Genomic DNA, 17,650 nt, shown 5'->3' on the forward strand with positions numbered 1-17,650 from the left:
ATATTTTACATCCTGTAGTTATATAGAGAAGACTAGCTTTCACGGAAGATGGAAGTGTTCTCAATCCATGAGCTGATCGAGCGTGACGGTACCAATGCTTCTGAAATTAATTCGTCTAGGAGTTCTCTATCGGGTGGTAGATGTTCTGTTTCCCCGTATCGCTTTACGATCCCATATACATCATTATCGCCTGAAAACCATACTTTGCGATTATCTTCGACTGCGTTCAAAGCTTGAAATAGTGGTATGAAGTGAGATTGAAGGTGCCAGTCATTTTCTTGTTGCAGACAAATGAGGTGGTGAAGAGAATGGCGATTAGCATAGCGGACAAGGTTTGTGCGTATTTTCCTTGAGCGTTGAAGTCGGGATAATTTTTCAGTAAATGAAAGATTGGCTGACTCGAAGAAAAAACTAGGGAAGGCAGTTGCAAGAAGCTCGTTAACAACATTTTCACCATAATGAGCGAGATCTGTTTGAGGGTTCCAGACCAATCCGTAGGCGCTACCTTCTGGAAGTCGAATGAGCTGGTCGATAACAGCAAACCCGCCGCCACTACCTCCAACCAGAAGCAACTCTCGACCTGTTTCCTTGTGCAGTCTTAGAAGAAAGCGGGATATTGTGTCTTGAAGATTTATTCCCTCGTTACCCACATACCAAGCGAGCGGAATTTGAGGTTTTAATTCTAATGTTGGATCCGCAATTGAAATCAGTGAGGCGGAAGCAGTCTGCGCTAAATCGCGACCAGAGTAAACCGGTCCATGGATTAAATTCCGGTTTGATACAGCACCTGAGAAAACTACCAGCAGGCGGGAATCACTTGAACGCCCATCAACATTTATTAGGACAGAAAAGCCTCCTGCTCCTCCCTCTATGACACACTCCTGATTATTTCGTAGGAGAGCTTCGATAGATGTGAATCGGGGTGTTTGTTTCCTCGATAACCTCTTGTCGTGGTATCTGACGATGTCAGTGCTTATTTGTTCGAGCGTTGATTCAGAAAAATGAAAAGGACTGTCGCCCCAAGGATGATTCTTTTCAGCAGTAGTATTTGCCCAAGCGAAGACTTTAAGGTTACAGATATCGGCTAAATATTTCCAATAGCGCGCGAATGAATTATCTAATGAACTGGCGGAATAGCGAGTGTTGTTGAGCGGACTTCCGTCTTCGTAACTATCAGCGAAGGTTGGCGCGAGTACCACGACTCTGTCTTTGATTCCTACAGCCTCAAAAAGTGTGGTAAGCCGTGATGCGTAGAATTGAAACAGTTGAAAATGTAGATCCGATCCAAAAGGAATGGGAGTCTCTGCGGAAGGGTTCCAATTTGGGTCTTCTAGCCCTGTATAGTCACCGGAAAGCGTTCGGAAGGCGTTGTCGTTTAGACTGGCTACTCCAAATCGTTCATCGATAATGTCCCAGAGAACAAGATCGGATTTAGGAGCGTGAATACGAATGGCATCCGCAAGAACTGATCTCATATCTGCTTGGGCACGATTTCCTGAATCGCTCTTTGCCCATTCTTGTGCCGAGGTGATATCCCACGGCCGACTCATACCTGAAATGACAGACTGAAGATTTACGTGTCCAACAACTTCAATTGGGCCGAGATATTTCCGTAAATGTGTAAAAAGGGAACTGCCATAGTAAAATATCTTTAAATTACTCATAAAGTATCCAGATCGGTAAATTCAACTGAAAACGAACGCATTTGACCATCGGTAGGGATAGATCTGTCTATACGAATCTGATTATCGCCGATTTCGTCGCGAAATACATCTAAATCCTTAAGAGAAATTGGAGATTCGAAACGAATCGAGACTTCGAATGTTTCGAAAGTTAGTATTAAATTTCCTCGAGTACAATGGATTTGAGCTTTGTTGCTCACTCGGAAACGTTGTACCGCAGTTTGGGTGAAGATGCTTTTGCAATGATCTACAACGATAAATTTACGTTCATTATAGAATTCTATCTCGCGTTCGGCAACGAATTTGTCATCGATGGAATAACTTGCTTTCAATAGTTGGGTTTGTCCGTCAATCGATAAGTCTCTAGTTAAACCTGCCGTAATCCGTGACGCGCCATGAATCGGATACAAAGCTGCCTGGGGTATTGCGTCAAAGCAAGGGAAAAATAATCCGCTATGACCTAGCTGTCCGCGTGTGAGTACGGATTTTTTGTCGAAGGAATCGTATGACAACAACCCGGCATCGCAGAGCACGTCTATCCCTTTGACATGGAGATAAATGCTTGTGTCATCAAGCTGCTTATGCACGGGTGAGCGTGAACCGCACTTGAACGAGAATAGGGCGTCTTCTGACGATGAACTAAAGAATCCACACTGAGGTGACCAGACAGTTCCAGGAAGTGGGAAATATTCTGGTTCAGGAGCTTTGCGTGAGTCGCCTAATGGTGGAATCAATCGCTCAGGCAAAATAAGATGACGGAAAGTCTGCTCGATACGATGTACTGCTTCTTTTACTATTTTTAGAGAGTTTCCATCAGCGTTATTTTTTTCAAGTAAATAGGCAGATTGTCGTAACAGACCTATCCAAAGTTGCTGGTAGCCTGGAGTATTTTCTATTGTGAGACCCGTTTCATCGAAGCACTCTTCTAAGGTATTGATTAGCCATGAAATATCATCAGACAGATTGACTGTTCGGTCAACTTCAGAAAATACCAAACGGGATGCCAGAAGGGCATTCAAAATAAACATTCCGTGGTTATTTTGGAGCATAAACCCTGGTTGACGTAGCCATTTTTCGAGTTGATATGCGAAGTTCCGTTGTTCTGACTCGTTAAAGTACTGTGCTAGTTCGTTAGTTTTGTTATGTCTATCGCATAAAAGACGGATTTTGCAAAGAACTAGTAAGTTAAGCGCCAGTTGGTGGTCAAGAGAGTTAGTTTTTAAAAACCAGTGGTCTTCCATTTTTGCAGTGATGTACGTGCAATAAGATTCAAGGAGTTTTCCTGTTGCAGCCTTACCTGAACTGAGAAAAATATCAGGAAGATAGTAGAGCGAACGTAGCCATAGCCGAGTCGAGGCAACATCTGTTTCTGAAGATAAATCCCAGTCAAGATTGGGTGAATTTCGAGATATCTCCAATTGTGTCGACCCTGGGAGTTGAACAACCCAAGCGTTCTGATTTGTTGAAAACGAGCTCGAATTTGGTATGAAGAATTTCAGTTCTCTATCGAATTCGGAAAAGTCGTTCATAAGTTTGGTTTCCTACTTACGGAGCAAAAGCTCATTTACAAGGTCGATTACTGCTGAAGCGAATACAGATACATCTTGATTTTTCTGAATAAATTCCTTTGTATCGAGAATCTTTTTCTCCACTATTTCCGTATTTGCGTGTGAACTATGGATATAAGAAACAATGCTATCGATGTCGGAGAAGATGAAATCACTTGGATATACGAATTCCACGCCTCGCCAAGCAAGAAAAATACCAGTATTTTCAGCGCAAAAAGCTTCCCCAGGGGAAACATGGGATCCTTCGAAGTCGCTTACTGAGAGCACGAAGCCGTATTCGCCGAGACGGTCTTTGGTGTTTACCCAGCCTTCATATGTTATGGCTGAGTTGAGGTTATTTTCGTGGGCGAATACTTCGCATGCGTGAAAATATGCCCGTTCTTTTGGATCACCAGCAATCCAGCCGAAATCTTTCGGTTGCTTGCCGAAAATAGTCAAGGTATATCTTGCATCTAGTTGACGAAGCCGAGCGAGAATATCATAGGCGCGGGCGAGTCCCTTCCGAGCAGGTACTGAACCAACTAATGCAAGTCGGAACTTCTTATTTTGATCAGGTTCTACTCGATATTGAGTTGTGTCGTAGAAGTTCGGGATAAGTCGGACTAGTTCTCTGGAGAACTTGAAACGTTCAATCAAGTCTTCGTAGGTGTGGAGCGCAATTGCGATGATCGCATCGACTTTTGATCGATCGAGTTCGAAGCCAGAGTTCCGAGTAATTTCGTAGAAATGAGCACGGACGATTAGTGTTTGACTCTTAGATACGCGTTGTGAAAACCAAACCGATGCTGCGGTCATCCATTCGACCCAAATGACTTCCGCCCACTTTAATTCATCCAGAGACTTTTCTGAGTTGTGTTCGCGTTCGTTGATCCATTCATCGTAATGAATGTTGAAATGTTTTTCGAGATATGGTTGTGCACCACGGATGAATTTGAGATCGTGTCCAGCAATGAGCAGACGTGGATGTAATACGCTACGGAAAGCGTCTTCTTCGCGCGAGTGAGCAGCTGTGAGAATTTCAGACACTCTTTCATCGAACGATAATGTGGAAAGAATACTCCAGTATTTGTCTACGAAATCTGCAAATATCAAAAAATCGTTGGTGTTAAAGGTGACGAACCTCTTGATCATTTGTTTCACGCCGTAGCTTACGGTACCGACGCCGTGGAGTCGTAAAAAGCTAACACCGGCACGCAAGTAATTTTCATGACTGTAAGTCCATGATTGAGCGAATTCTCGCATTTCGCGGCCGGTCATAACCGATGTTGCAGAGAGCCGGTCGGGCTGCCCCTGGACGTACGTAAACACTGGTTCGTCGAAATACGAAATATTCTTCGCAGCAACCATGATATCTGACATGAAGCGTAGATCTTCGCCCATTCGACAAGATTCATCAAAAACAATTTTATGGGTTTCGATTAAACCTCGCCGTATAAGAGCCATACTTCCCATTGATTGATAGGTAACAAAAGCACTGAGTAAGTCGATTTTATTGTCAACATTGTGAAACTGCACTGGGAGACGATCGACTATTTGTGCTGGCTCCCGGTATTTTTCAATTCGCAGAGGAGAGCGTACGACATCTGACTGAGAATAACGTGCCTGTTCGGCAACTTCTGACAACGATGATAAATCGATCTTGTCGTCGCCGTCGAGAAGGTATATATAAGTGCCTTTAGCTTTGGAGATGCCAAAATTGCGTGGTGCTGACGGTGAGCCAGTGTTAACCGGCATTGAATATATGTGCCAATTCGGTATGTTACGTGCGTAGTTATTAATCGTTGTGAATGTCTGGTCAGTTGAACAATCATCAACATAAATTATTTCGAAACGTGGATCGTGGGCTGAATCGGCAATCGAAAGCAGGTTTCCATGGATTGCTTCACCAATATTGAAAGTTGGAATAATTATGGAAACGAGTGGAGTAGAAAAGTCCATGTCACACCTCTAAAAATTCATAAAAATCGGAGCCATTAAGAATTACTTCACGTAAATGACCGGCGGGGAAGAGCGCATCTTCTCGGCATCTTCCTATTCGAGTTCGAGGTTCTTCTAGAGACATTGATGCTTTTATAGGTTGTGAGCAATACTGGTGGTGAGCGAGGGCTTTTTCTAACTGGTCACGGGAGAAAGTGCTATTGGGGTCAATGAGAAGCCATGCTGGAGTTGTCAAGATGCTTGACTCCTGAATATCTCGTTTACGCCAATATCCTTGGGAGACAACAACACAGTTATGTTTTCCAAATTTCCTGAAATATTCTTGAATGCGATGCTCTGGAACAGAATCGCTAACGAACAAAATAATGCGCGAGCATAAAGTGCCGTAAGTGCGGGCACGCTCTAATACACGATTACATTCGGCATCGTTTTCGACAATAGCAACCACATTTGTTGTCATATGTGAAGAAAAGTACGGAATCTTTAATAAGTCAAGGACAGATTCCGCTCGTGCGTGATAAGTGTGGCCTTTTAATACGATGTTCGATGCGGTTAATGCTCGCTGGCGATTTTCTTTTAGAGCATCAGGGTCATGCAAATCCCTCGTGAATGTAACTGTACTACCAAAGATTCTCTCGATTCCAGGAGAGTCATTAGTGATGATATGTGAACCGCATGCGGCTGCCTCGAAAATTCGGCGAGCAAACATCGTCCGCGAATCTACGACGGTGTTGATGTTCAACGTGTAGTTGCTAGACCGATATAAATCTGCGGTTCGCTCATGTGTGACAGATGGCCTGACAATGGAAAAGAAATCATCTGGTACTTTGAAATTTTCAATATTTTTTCCATAGTATCGATCGTACATTTCGAGAGTTAGCCCGAGATTTCTGATGGTGTTAAAAATAGAACGCATCTCTTCTGAGCGATTTTTATGGATTCGATACCAACTTCCGGGGAAAACAACTTTATTTTCTCGGGGAGCTTGATTTCCAAGAGGGTTAAAAATGGAAGGAGATGCGGCGAACTGTAAAATTCCGACATTTTCGCGCGGATGGAACTGTTGGTAATTGCTGAGACACTCCTCGGCCGTTGTAAAAATGTAATCGAAATACGACGCTGTATCTACAAAACCTGTTATGTGGTCGTTAAAATGGGTGGGATCTTCTTTGTTCCAGAAAATAGTTGGAATATTGCGTTTCTTGCAGTATGCAAGGATAGCGAATAGCTCGGTGCGATTCTCATAATGAAAACGAATTGAGCTGTAGATTTTTGCTTTCCATGGACGCGTTGTTGCTGGGACACCACTCCAAGCCGACTCTACGAAAAGTATGTCTGGTTGAAAGCTTTCAAATTGTTGTCTCCAAGCGGTTGGTGAAATCGCAATTGACGTAAATACATCTTTAAAAGAATTGAACGTAAATTGATCGCAAATCAACGCAGCTTTGACATCTTTAATGGGTTTATGATCTGGAGTGGCATAGTATAGCGATTGAGGCAGGTCAGCAGATGATCGCAACATTAGCTCATGATCAACAATCCACTTCTTTGTCATAATATCTGGGGTATAAAGTGCCGTTTTTTCGTAGCTTGGAGGAGCGGGAGCGAGAAGTTTATCGGCAGTTACTGTATCTTGTGTTTTGCTAGACGCTGTAGGAGTTGTACTTGCAGTGGTATTACTAGCTGGTGTTTGGGTGGTTGTGGTGGTTGCCGGTGGAGCGTAAAAATTTTCAAGGTGATCTAGTTTTTTTACTCGGGTAAAAATAGAGTTGCTAAAGTCAAGTAACTTTTTGTGTGCCCACCGGTTTGAACTCAAGCTGTTCGTAAGCGTGGTGTTGGTGTGACGGAGCTGATTCTGAATGCGACGTGTCTGGTCGATGAGCAACAAGAGAAGTCCAACAATGCAACCGGCGATCATTAATAATCCAACCGTAGGCATCCATAAAGATGTTAATATGCCGGTCGAAAATAAGAAAATAGCAAAAAATAGTGCAATTTTTCGCTTAGTCATCGTCATTGGCTCCTAGCTTTAAATTTAGCATGTAGGCTATAATAATAGCCTATTTGTTCCACTTAACGATACAAAAACTATATGTGCAACAAGTAGAACTCTTACATGTCAAACATTCTACATGGCGAGTGTGACGAGGTGAGAAACGTGTGATCTAGTGGTTAAGCGAGTTTACCGTAACCGATATGTGGATATAATGACGGAGATTTATAGTGTTGTGAGACTACTATAGCCACTTTGAGTCGTTAAACCGAAACGAGATAAGACGATGCATGTCGTTTTATGGAGCGATAAAGAAAAATGCCCGAAGCTCCTAACGGTGTGACGAGCAAGATGGCGGAGGTAGGGGGATTCGAACCCCCGAGGGCTTGCACCCAACACGCTTTCCAAGCGTGCGCCATAGGCCACTAGGCGATACCTCCGTGTAGCTCACAAGAGCATACCCGAATAGTGTACTTGTTCGGTGCCTGTTTTTGAAAATTAATTTCTGGATGACGGCGGTGTTTTGTGTCTCATATCGCCGCTTGTGTTAGGTTTGCGCCCAGCATTTCGCCAATTTTGCAGGTTTGGCTAAATCTTCATGACTCAGATAGGATAGTCACGACTCCCCACGTGGCGTCATCTTTCGGAATCCCCCAGGGTAGGAATGCAGCAAGGGCACGGGAGCTCTGGCGGGTGCGTGGGGCGTCCTGTATCTGCGTTACTGTTCTGGGAGTTCGGTTTCTTCCAGGCGTTTTTGGTTAATGCGTTGAATTTCCTGCTCAATGATTTCGCCTGCAGAAGCGTTGCTGATTTGAATTTCTTCCATTTGTTTGTCGCCGGCTACTGATTGATTGGCAAAGGCATTAAAAGATTGCCTTTTTTCTTCAAGTATTTCCATTACGCGAATATCCACGGTTTCTTCCGCAAGTAGCCGATATACGAGAACGTTTCGTCCTTGACCCATTCGGTGTGCTCGTGCAATAGCTTGTTCTTCAATGGAAGGTTTAAGTTGCGGTTCGCAAATCACCACCACGCTCGCACTTTGTATATTTAGCCCAGTGCCAGCGGATTGGATTTGAGCTGGTAAAACTGTGCCTGCTGGCGCGTGTGCAAAACTATCTACGATTTCCTGTCGTCTCTGGGGAGGGATTGATCCGCTGATCGTTGGCATTGCATTTTCGTTAAATATTCGACGAACTGCATCGATTGTGTTCAAGAAGTAGGAAAACACGATAACTTTCCGATTGTCCAGGCGAGCTTCATCCACAATTTCTTTTAATCGGTTTGCCTTTGAAGATTGCGTAATGTCGGAAATGTTCCACGAAACACGCCGCATATCAGCAAACTTTTTAGCGTAAACACTGTTCTCGTATATAGAGAGCTCGTGGGAAGATAAAGCTAGCCACTCTTCGTTAGAGATTATTTCGGGCAGTTCTTGTAACACGTGTTCTTTTTTGCGCCGTAAATAGACGGGCGCTACAGCTTCTCGAAAAACTTGAGCTAAATGTATGTGAGCAATGTTCTCTAATGTAACTGCTATGGAAGGTTGAAGCATTGATATGAGTGAGATCATTTCTTTGACTTTGTTTTCCAGAGGTGTTCCCGTCATAAACAATTTTCGAGGTGCTTTTGCTGCTAGTGCAGTAAAATTTCTGGTGCGATTCGCTTCTTTGTTTTTAAGGTAGTGAGCTTCATCAGCAATGATAAATGACAGAGGGAAATCCAGATCGCAATCAAATATGTGAGTAGTTTCGTATGTTGTAACGGCAACTCCGCCTGTTTGTATCCAAGACCGAAATGCTGACATTTTATCAGCGCCGTGTACTCGCGTAACTCGTAATTTGCTTTTGTTGGCAATTTCCTTTACCCAGTTCACTAAGACGCTTGCGGGACAAACTACAACAAAATGGGTAGCACCCGTATTTTTTAGTGAAACCATTGTTGCAATTGCTTGTATCGTCTTTCCTAGTCCCATTTCGTCACCAAGAAGTGCACATTTTTGGTGCAGAATGTACTTCACTCCCCATTCTTGATATGGGCGCAGTTCGCATAGTAATCCGTCTGGGAAAAATGCTTCGTCTTGGATTTTGCGAATAAGTTCGTCGGAGAGGTAGGTATCTCCCAGTGAATTTCCCAGTATTCCAGGGCAGATTTCTTCAAGTAAATTGAAGTAGAGAATATTATTCGCATTAAAATCCTCCCAGATCTCATCAATAGATATGTCACTGAGAAAATCCTCGATTTCGTCGATTTTGGCACTCAGATCATCTAACCAAGGAATAGCCTTATTAAGGAGATACTTTTTCTTCTTTCCATACTTAATCTGATCCTTAGGGGCGAGTAGAAGCCACGACCACGGATCTAGTTTTTTGAGCTGTGAGTGGTATCTGGATGCCTTTGTTAATCGCGATTCGTTATTGTTTTGTATAGGTTTGAGAACGTTGAGTGTGTGAAGAATTGTGACGATTTCGTTTTTTACTGGGGTTCTATCATCTGATGAAAGTCTTAGGGTCGTCCCGTTGGCTGTTTCGTAAAGACAGTCCTTTGCTACTGAAACTATTTCTTCAGCGGTCGAGAAGGAGATCCCTGAAATTGAAGAAATGTAGGACGTAGTGGTGTATAGTACGTCAGAAATCGTATTAATATTGTGGTTCTTCAGAGATTTTATGCGTAGCCGTTCAATTCGTGAGCGCATCGTTTCAATGGGAAAGTCTTGCAGGGTTTCGAGGGCTTTTTGCGCTCTGTATTCGTCAATTTTTGATTCGATTATTTTGCGTTTATAGGCACTTTGGTGTGAGTACTTGTTCAGTTTGGATGTGACGAAGCTGCTTAATGCGTCAAAGTCTTCGAGGCCGCGTAATGCAAACGGTGGATGTGTTGATGTTCGACCTTCTAAATCCTGTTTGTGGTGGAGCATAGTGTTGGTATAGTTCGCTGGGTTTGAGTGAAAGTTGGCGAGAGCCGTTTGCGTGTCGATATTTTCGATATTTTCTTTCTCGGATACGAAATACTCGCTCCAAGCTTTATAAGAGGATTCGAGAAGTTGAGATAAATAGTGAAATCCTGTTTCGATTTTTTGCTTCGTTTTTGAACGCGTTAGTGCCCAGCGGAGGCTATTTTGCGTTTTTTTGAGTAGCGCAATGTTTGCTTCAATTGCCCCTTGATAAGTCTTGGTGAAATCGGCAATTTGTGCACTTAGTTCCTGATCTTTTTTCTCGAGATGAAGCGAGTGAACGAATGTTGCATACTGTTCGGAATGGATAAAGTCGGTTGGCTGTACGTCGTCTAATGAACGTTGAATTGATGATATCAACTGATCTTCAAATGTTCGTCCAGCCATAAGCCTTGCTAAAGACAGTCTTTTGTTAGGAATTTGATTTTGCGTTAATACTTTAAGAATGTTTTCGTGCTCAACAATGACTGCTTTCGCATTTTCACGGGAAAATGATTTTCCCATATTAGGCTCCTAGATCAGATCGTGGGTTCGAGATGGTTGCAAATTCTATGAACTTATTATGTATCAACGCGTCCAATCGATGAAACGAAATATGTGGATAATGTGATAACTAGTGCGGGTATTGGTATTGGGGAATGTCAAGTGGCTAGTGCGTGTGTGGGGCAGATCTTAACTCGCGTCACCCCCGCGCCGGTGGCTACAAATCTCGGGCGGCACTATGATAGACACCGTGAATGAACTTATTTTAGGTATTGAGACGTCCTGTGATGAAACTGGCGTGGCGCTGGTGCGCGATGGTGAACTTCTCGCCGACGTCACAGCTACGTCGATGGACGAATACGCGCGTTATGGTGGAATTATCCCGGAGATTGCTTCGCGCGCTCACCTAGAATCTTTTGTTCCAACTCTCGATGCAGCACTGGAAAAAGCAGGCGTCACCTTGGCTGACGTCGATGCCGTTGCTGCAACTGCAGGTCCAGGCTTGGTTGGCCCGCTGACCGTCGGTGTCTCTGCTGCTAAAGCGCTTGCGCTGGCTCTCGGAAAGCCTTTTTACGGCGTCAATCATATTATCGGACACATCGCGGTGGACGAACTCGTTCATGGTGATTTCCCTGAGAAATTCGTGGGTCTGGTGGTTTCCGGTGGGCACTCGCACCTGCTGCTCATTAAGAATATTGTGTCCGACGTCGTCGAACTTGGCGGAACTTTGGACGACGCCGCTGGTGAGGCTTTCGACAAGGTGGGTCGTCTCCTTGGGCTTCCGTATCCAGGTGGTCCGCACGTTGATCGGCTCTCGAAAGAGGGCGACCCAACCGCGATCCGTTTCCCGCGCGGTCTCACGTCCGGCAAGAACCAAGCTCTCCACCAGTACGATTACTCTTTCTCGGGATTAAAGACGGCGGTTGCACGCCATATCGAAGGCTTACAGCAGCGCGGTGAGGAGATTCCGAAAGCAGATATTGCTGCGGGTTTCTCAGAAGCTGTGGCTGATTCGCTCATTGGCAAAGCAATAAAAGCCTGTGAAACCAATGATTGCGATACTTTAGTGATCGGCGGCGGCTTCTCTGCCAATTCTCGCTTGCGTGCACTTGCTGAAGAACGCGCAGCTAAACGCGGTATTACGGTGCGTATCCCGCCGATTCGCTACTGTACCGATAATGGTGCGATGATCGCAGCGCTTGGCTGGGAGATGGTTCGTAATGGGATTGAGCCATCGCCGCTCGACATCACCGTCGATACTGGTCTTGAGCGTGAAGTGACGATTCTGCGCTAAAAATATTGCGCCCGGCGTCGGCTTTGACTCATTTCGTGTGCAAGTACGGCGCCTTCGCTGCTGGTTCGCACGGAGGAAATATTCTCCACAGAAGTTCGCGGTGGCTAACGGCGTCGCTCTATTTGAAGTAGACTTGAGGGCGTGAGTATTGCCCTGTATCGCCGTTATCGACCACAGACATTCCAAGAAGTTATTGGTCAGGAACACGTAACTGAACCGCTGATGGCAGCCCTGGAAGCAGGGCGAACAACTCATGCCTACCTATTTTCTGGCCCGCGCGGTTGTGGTAAAACTACCTCGGCTCGCATTCTTGCTCGTGCTTTGAACTGTGCAGAATACCCAACCGATACCCCTTGTGGCGTGTGCGAATCATGCCGGGAACTGTCCCGTGATGGTTCAGGTTCGCTAGACGTCGTCGAGCTGGATGCCGCCTCGCACGGAGGCGTGGACGATGCTCGTGAGCTGCGTGAACAGGCAGGCTTCGCTCCGGTTCGTGATCGATTCAAGATTTTTATTATCGACGAAGCTCATATGGTCTCCAACCAGGGGTTTAATGCGCTCTTGAAACTTGTGGAAGAGCCACCACCTCATGTGAAATTCATTTTCGCAACCACCGAGCCAGAAAAAGTGATCGGCACGATTCGTTCGCGCACGCACCACTATCCATTCCGGCTCGTGCCGCCGCCGGTTTTGGAGAATTATCTGGCGCAGCTGTGTGCGCAAGAGAATATTTCTGCTGGCCATGACCTACTTTCGCTCGTTGTTCGCGCGGGAACTGGTTCAGTGCGAGACACCCTTTCGGTGCTTGACCAAATTATTGGTGGTTCCGACGGCGTCACCCTCGACTACGATTCTGCTGTTGCGCTGCTTGGTTATACCTCGGCGTCATTGCTTGACGACACAATTCAAGCGATTTCTGCCCAAGATGGTGCGGCGCTGTTCGGCGTGGTGGACGCCGTGGTGCGTTCGGGTCACGATCCTCGCCGCTTCGTGGAAGATTTGCTGCAGCGTCTGCGCGATTTGGTGATTATTGCGCTCGCGGGTGAGTCTGTGCACGATGTTTTCGTGTCCGTGCCGGACGACCAATACGCTTTGATGGTGCAACAGGCTCAAGAGCTGGGAGCACGCCGCGCTTCGCGCTCCGCCGATCTCGTCAATGAGGCGCTTTCTACAATGGCGGGGGCGACCGCGCCACGTTTGCAGCTTGAGTTGCTCTGTGCGCGTTTGATCGTCGCCCAGGCCGACGCCGTTGTGCCAGCTGTTCCAGCAACTCCAGTCTCGAGTGGGAACGTTTCGGGCGGCACAGTCTCGGGTGGTGCTCCTGTTGCAGCTGCTAAACTGGCCGTTTCTCAGCCATTTGCTCAAAAAGAGCCATCTTATGGGCAGGGTTCTTCTGTATCGCAGACACCAGCGGAATCGGCACACAAACCTGTGGTTGACCCGCGCCGCCAGCCAATGCCATCATTTGCTGCTGTTGAAGTACCAGCAGCTTCGGCGGGAGTTAAGCCAGATGCAGAACCCAGCTCTGCTCCAACTCCGAATCCAGCAGTTAGGCCAGCGCCGGCGCCGGATAATTCAGTTACCGCGCCGCCGCGCGAGCTAACGGATCTGGAACGCATTGAAGAAAAGTGGAACGCGATCATCGCTAAAACTTCAGAAAATCCAGAGGCGGCTAAGGTGCTTGCTACCTCGACCGGCGTCGTGAGCTTTGAAAACAATATTATTGTTATTGGATTTGTGGACGATGAAAGCGCTCGGGTGTTCAATTTCAGCCACCCAACTATTTTTGCGTTGGCGCACGCCGTCTACGATGAAACTGGTTTGAAAACGCGCTGTGAGGGGTGCTTTGTGCCGCCAGAAAAGCTCACTAGCGATGCTGAGTCGGCAAGCGGCGAATTGGGCAGATCTGAATCGGGTGAGCATCCCCCAAAAGATGAAGCTCCGCAGGCTAGCGAAGCAGGCGGAGCGGCAATAACGCCATATGAGCCATATGAGCCAGATGAGCTTGAAGAATATGACGAGCCTGAGCAAGATCCTGCCTATGATTCTTTCCAAGCAGATGCTCCAGATGAGGTTAATGCTGATCCAGCGGGCGTATTAGCGCCGCTTGTTGATGGGATCACGATTCCTGAGGTGAGAGTTGGTGTTGACCCTGAATTAGGCGACACGCAGGCTCAAGAAGAGCCGGCGTTAGCTCTGAATGGCGTCGATACTGTAGATAGTGCTGATTCGACGCCGCAAGCAAGTACGCAACCAGCGCCGCCACCACAGGCAATGCCGCCAGCGAACCCGAATGTGCCATTCTACGCGCAAAACATGCCGGCTCCACCGCCATTGACGCCAAGCTTTGCTCGTGACAGCGAACCGGAAAAGCCTGCATTCCACAGCTCTCACTATGGGAATGACGCGTCAGTGCGTACCGAAGCGCGCACACAAGCACATACAGGAAAGTCCGCACAGGACACTCCCGCCCATATGCCAGTGAAACCTGAATCAGAATGGGACGAAGTCTCTTTGGACGATCCAGAGATTTCGCAGTCTAATTTGGTGGGAATCAATGTAGTGTTAGACAAGTTCGATGCAAAAGTAATTGAAGAGATTTCACATGAGGCAGGTGCTTAATGGCTGGAGTTTACGATGGTGCAGTCCAGGAACTCATCGACGAACTCGGCCGACTTCCCGGAGTTGGCCCAAAAGGCGCCCAGCGGATTGCGTTTCACCTGCTAGAAGTAGATGAATCAGAGGTTCAGGCGCTGGTTGATGCTCTCCAGGCGGTCAAGCTCAAGGTCAAGTTTTGTGCAGTATGTGGAAATGTTACTGAAACCGATATTTGCCGGATTTGTTCCGATCCGCGCCGGCTCGATTCGGTGATCTGCGTGGTCGAAGAATCGCGCGATATTGTGGCAATTGAGCGCACTCGTGAGTTTCGCGGTAGGTATCACGTCTTGGGTGGGGCAATCGACCCTATCGGAGGAATTGGCCCCGATAAGCTGCGGATTCGTGAACTTTATGCGCGGCTCGCATCTGGTGAGGTCAAAGAAGTAATTTTGGCAATGGATCCGAATGTTGAAGGCGAAGCCACGGCCACGTATCTTTCGCTGAATCTTTCGCATATGGGCGTGGTTGTGTCGCGGTTGGCCTCTGGCTTGCCCGTCGGTGGCGACCTCGAATACGCAGATGAGATCACTATTTCGCGCGCTTTGGAGGGACGCCAGCGTCTCCACACGCCGATGAGCGAAGTCGACTCCTAAACGCGTTGCCGCTGGGTGCTCACAAGATGTGTCCACAAACTGGATAATACAGCTGATGTTCACTGAGCAGATTTAGTATTATCTCCAACACGGAGGAGGTACTCGTGACTCTAGTAGTTCAAAAATTTGGCGGTTCGTCGGTTGCCGATGCGGAATCGATACGCCGCGTGGCCAAGCGCATTGTTGATACTCACAACGAGGGAAAACAAGTTGTGGTGATCGTATCGGCAATGGGTGATACTACCGATGATCTTATTGATCTTGCGAATTCGGTGTCCACTAAACCTCCTGCCCGTGAAATGGACGTGCTGCTCACGGCAGGTGAACGTATCTCTATGGCGCTTTTGGCGATGGCAGTGAACGAACTCGGTGTGCCTGCATTTGCATACACGGGTCAGCAGGCAGGCCTGCACACTGATTCGAAGTACGGTAAGGCTTCGATCGTCGGGGTTGTTCCTGAGCGTATCGCTCGTACGGTCAACGACGGCGGGGTGGCCATTATCGCTGGATTCCAAGGCGTCAATCGGCACGACGACGTCACCACACTTGGTCGCGGCGGTTCCGATACCACCGCCGTCGCCTTTGCCGCTGCCCTCAACGCGGACGTGTGCGAGATATATTCGGATGTGGACGGCGTATTCACCGCCGATCCGCGTATCGTGCCCAGCGCCCATAAACTTGCAGCGCTCACGTTTGAAGAGACTCTCGAAATGGCAGCTCACGGAGCAAAAATTCTCCATTTGCGCGCTGTGGAATACGCGCGTCGTTTTGATGTGCCGCTGCATGTGCGTTCATCATTTTCCAACAAGGAAGGAACCTGGATCGTGGACGAAAACTCACGCCGCTACCTCGACGGCAACAACGAAGCACCTATTATTTCGGGCGTGAGCCACGATAAATCGCAGGCGAAAATCACTGTGAAAGGCGTGCCGGATCAGCCGGGTGCTGCGGCGCGACTTTTCGCTGTGGTAGCTAAGGCGGGCGTCAATATCGACATGATCGTGCAAAATACGCCCACGAATCTCGAGGGCGTGGCGAATATTTCGTTCACGCTGCCGATTGCGGACGTCGATACGGCCGTTGCGGCGTTGGAAGGCGCGAGAGAAGAAATCGGTTTCGAGAAGATTGTGCGCGACGACGGCGTCGGCATCCTTTCGCTGGTAGGCGCAGGTATGCGTTCGCATCCGGGTGTTTCGGTGAAGCTCTTTGAGGCGCTGCAGGAAGTTGGCGTGAATATCGATATGATTTCGACGTCGGAGATTCGTATTTCGGTGGTTATGGAGCAAAAGCTGCTTGACGACGCCGTTCGCGCAGTACACACGGCGTTCGATCTCGACGCCGAAGGTGAAGCAATCGTTTATGGAGGTACGGGACGATGAGCATGACTCTCGCTGTAGTTGGAGCAACGGGGCAGGTAGGGCGCGTAATGCGCACGCTGCTTGAAGAGCGGAATGTAGACGTCGATGCGGTGCGTTTCTTTGCGACGGCGCGTTCGGCAGGCACTACCTTGCCGTTCCGTGGTCAAGACGTGGTGGTAGAAGATATCGCCACTGCTGATTTTGCTGGTATTGACGTCGCTGTGTTCTCCGCTGGGGCGAGTGCTTCGCTGGAGTACGCTCCAAAATTTGTGAAAGCCGGCGCTGTGGTGGTGGACAATTCTTCGGCTTGGCGCAAGGATCCGCAGTGCCCACTGGTGGTTTCTGAGGTGAATCCGCAGGATTTGAAGAATCGGCCCAAGGGAATTATTGCCAACCCCAACTGCACTACGATGGCGATTATGCCAGTGTTGAAAGTATTGCACGATGAGGCGGGGCTTGAGCGTCTTACGGTTTCGTCTTACCAGGCAGTTTCTGGTTCTGGCGTGAAGGGCGTGCGGGCTTTGGCGGATCAGACCCGGGCGGGTGCTGGGCAGGAGAATCTGGAAGGCTTGGCACTGGACGGGCATGCGATTGACTGGCCTGCCGATACGGCACCTTATGTTGCTCCAATTGCGTTTAATGCGGTTCCTTTTGCTGGCAATTTGGTTGACGATGGCTCTTATGAGACTGATGAGGAGCAGAAGCTGCGCAACGAGTCGCGCAAGATTTTAGGGATCCCGCAGTTGCTCGTGAGTGGAACGTGTGTGCGTATTCCGGTGTTTACTGGCCACTCGATGAGCGTAAATGCGCAGTTCAATAATGCTATTTCGGCTGATCGGGCTATCGAATTACTCAAAGATGCACCGGGCGTTCAGTATGTTGATGTGCCTACACCGCTTGCTGGCGCAGGTACTGATGACTGCTTGGTTGGGCGTGTGCGCCAAGATCAGTCGATTGCTGATGGAAAAGGATTGGCGTTGTTTGTAGTGGGAGACAACCTTCGCAAAGGGGCTGCTCTCAACACTATTCAGCTCGCTGAACTGCTCATTGAGGAACTGCGCGGCTGATTCGCTCGTTTCTTAGAATATATTTAGCTGAACTAGTGCCCTCTTAGCCAAAGTTTGTAGCGT

10 protein-coding genes, 1 tRNA gene and 1 other RNA gene are annotated in these 17,650 nt (G+C 47.7%); 6 read left to right on the plus strand and 6 right to left on the minus strand.

What is annotated here, in order from left to right; all coding sequences use genetic code 11:
• Positions 1 to 32: 32 nt before the first annotated feature.
• From JOD55_RS02220 to JOD55_RS02240, 5 genes are all read right to left on the minus strand, one after another.
• Entirely contained in the window at positions 33 to 1,664 is a 1,632-nt protein-coding gene (locus JOD55_RS02220) for a DUF6270 domain-containing protein (protein WP_204398251.1), read from the minus strand.
• Complete coding sequence (locus JOD55_RS02225) at positions 1,661 to 3,211, minus strand: heparinase II/III domain-containing protein (RefSeq protein WP_204398253.1); 1,551 nt, start codon at positions 3,209 to 3,211, stop codon at positions 1,661 to 1,663. The genes JOD55_RS02220 and JOD55_RS02225 overlap by 4 nt, the downstream gene beginning before the upstream one ends.
• Before the next feature lie 12 nt (positions 3,212 to 3,223).
• A complete protein-coding gene (locus JOD55_RS02230) occupies positions 3,224 to 5,188 on the minus strand; it encodes a glycosyltransferase (protein WP_204398255.1) in 1,965 nt (654 codons plus the stop codon).
• A gap of 1 nt (position 5,189) precedes the next feature.
• Positions 5,190 to 7,199, minus strand: coding sequence for a CgeB family protein (locus tag JOD55_RS02235; RefSeq protein WP_204398256.1), 2,010 nt, complete (start codon positions 7,197 to 7,199; stop codon positions 5,190 to 5,192).
• A 334-nt stretch (positions 7,200 to 7,533) separates the two neighbouring features.
• Positions 7,534 to 7,621: transfer RNA gene (locus JOD55_RS02240), tRNA-Ser, on the minus strand.
• 177 nt (positions 7,622 to 7,798) lie between these two features.
• Here JOD55_RS02240 and ffs point away from each other — a divergent pair.
• Positions 7,799 to 7,894: signal recognition particle sRNA small type (gene ffs, locus JOD55_RS02245), an RNA gene on the plus strand.
• Between the two features lie 5 nt (positions 7,895 to 7,899).
• Here ffs and JOD55_RS02250 read toward each other — a convergent pair.
• Positions 7,900 to 10,638, minus strand: a complete 2,739-nt coding sequence (locus JOD55_RS02250; RefSeq protein ID WP_204398257.1) for a DEAD/DEAH box helicase — start codon at positions 10,636 to 10,638, stop codon at positions 7,900 to 7,902.
• Between the two features lie 217 nt (positions 10,639 to 10,855).
• Here JOD55_RS02250 and tsaD point away from each other — a divergent pair, with 217 nt between their 5' ends.
• The 5 genes from tsaD to JOD55_RS02275 all read left to right on the plus strand — a co-directional run bounded on the left by tsaD (position 10,856) and on the right by JOD55_RS02275 (position 17,587).
• Complete coding sequence (gene tsaD / locus JOD55_RS02255; protein WP_204398260.1) at positions 10,856 to 11,911, plus strand: tRNA (adenosine(37)-N6)-threonylcarbamoyltransferase complex transferase subunit TsaD; 1,056 nt, start codon at positions 10,856 to 10,858, stop codon at positions 11,909 to 11,911.
• 141 nt (positions 11,912 to 12,052) lie between these two features.
• Positions 12,053 to 14,533, plus strand: a complete 2,481-nt coding sequence (locus tag JOD55_RS02260) for a DNA polymerase III subunit gamma and tau (protein WP_204398261.1) — start codon at positions 12,053 to 12,055, stop codon at positions 14,531 to 14,533.
• Positions 14,533 to 15,162 carry a recombination mediator RecR gene (recR, locus tag JOD55_RS02265; RefSeq protein ID WP_204398263.1) on the plus strand — a complete coding sequence of 210 codons (630 nt, stop codon included), beginning with the start codon at positions 14,533 to 14,535 and terminating at the stop codon, positions 15,160 to 15,162. The genes JOD55_RS02260 and recR overlap by 1 nt, the downstream gene beginning before the upstream one ends.
• Positions 15,163 to 15,266: 104 nt before the next feature.
• A complete protein-coding gene (locus JOD55_RS02270; protein WP_204398265.1) occupies positions 15,267 to 16,541 on the plus strand; it encodes an aspartate kinase in 1,275 nt (424 codons plus the stop codon).
• Entirely contained in the window at positions 16,538 to 17,587 is a 1,050-nt protein-coding gene (locus JOD55_RS02275) for an aspartate-semialdehyde dehydrogenase (protein WP_204398267.1), read from the plus strand. The genes JOD55_RS02270 and JOD55_RS02275 overlap by 4 nt, the downstream gene beginning before the upstream one ends.
• Positions 17,588 to 17,650 lie beyond the last annotated feature (63 nt).

Source organism: Arcanobacterium pluranimalium, assembly GCF_016907845.1.
Lineage (GTDB): Bacteria > Actinomycetota > Actinomycetes > Actinomycetales > Actinomycetaceae > Arcanobacterium_A > Arcanobacterium_A pluranimalium.

What these genes read in the sequence shown, in the direction of transcription:
- JOD55_RS02220 (WP_204398251.1), bottom strand. Translation starts at nt 1,664, where the DNA reads ATGAGTAATTTAAAGATATTTTACTATGGCAGTTCCCTTTTTACACAT.
- JOD55_RS02225 (WP_204398253.1), bottom strand. Translation starts at nt 3,211, where the DNA reads ATGAACGACTTTTCCGAATTCGATAGAGAACTGAAATTCTTCATACCA.
- JOD55_RS02230 (WP_204398255.1), bottom strand. Translation starts at nt 5,188, where the DNA reads ATGGACTTTTCTACTCCACTCGTTTCCATAATTATTCCAACTTTCAAT.
- JOD55_RS02235 (WP_204398256.1), bottom strand. Translation starts at nt 7,199, where the DNA reads ATGACTAAGCGAAAAATTGCACTATTTTTTGCTATTTTCTTATTTTCG.
- JOD55_RS02250 (WP_204398257.1), bottom strand. Translation starts at nt 10,638, where the DNA reads ATGGGAAAATCATTTTCCCGTGAAAATGCGAAAGCAGTCATTGTTGAG.
- tsaD (WP_204398260.1), top strand. Translation starts at nt 10,856, where the DNA reads ATGATAGACACCGTGAATGAACTTATTTTAGGTATTGAGACGTCCTGT.
- recR (WP_204398263.1), top strand. Translation starts at nt 14,533, where the DNA reads ATGGCTGGAGTTTACGATGGTGCAGTCCAGGAACTCATCGACGAACTC.
- JOD55_RS02275 (WP_204398267.1), top strand. Translation starts at nt 16,538, where the DNA reads ATGAGCATGACTCTCGCTGTAGTTGGAGCAACGGGGCAGGTAGGGCGC.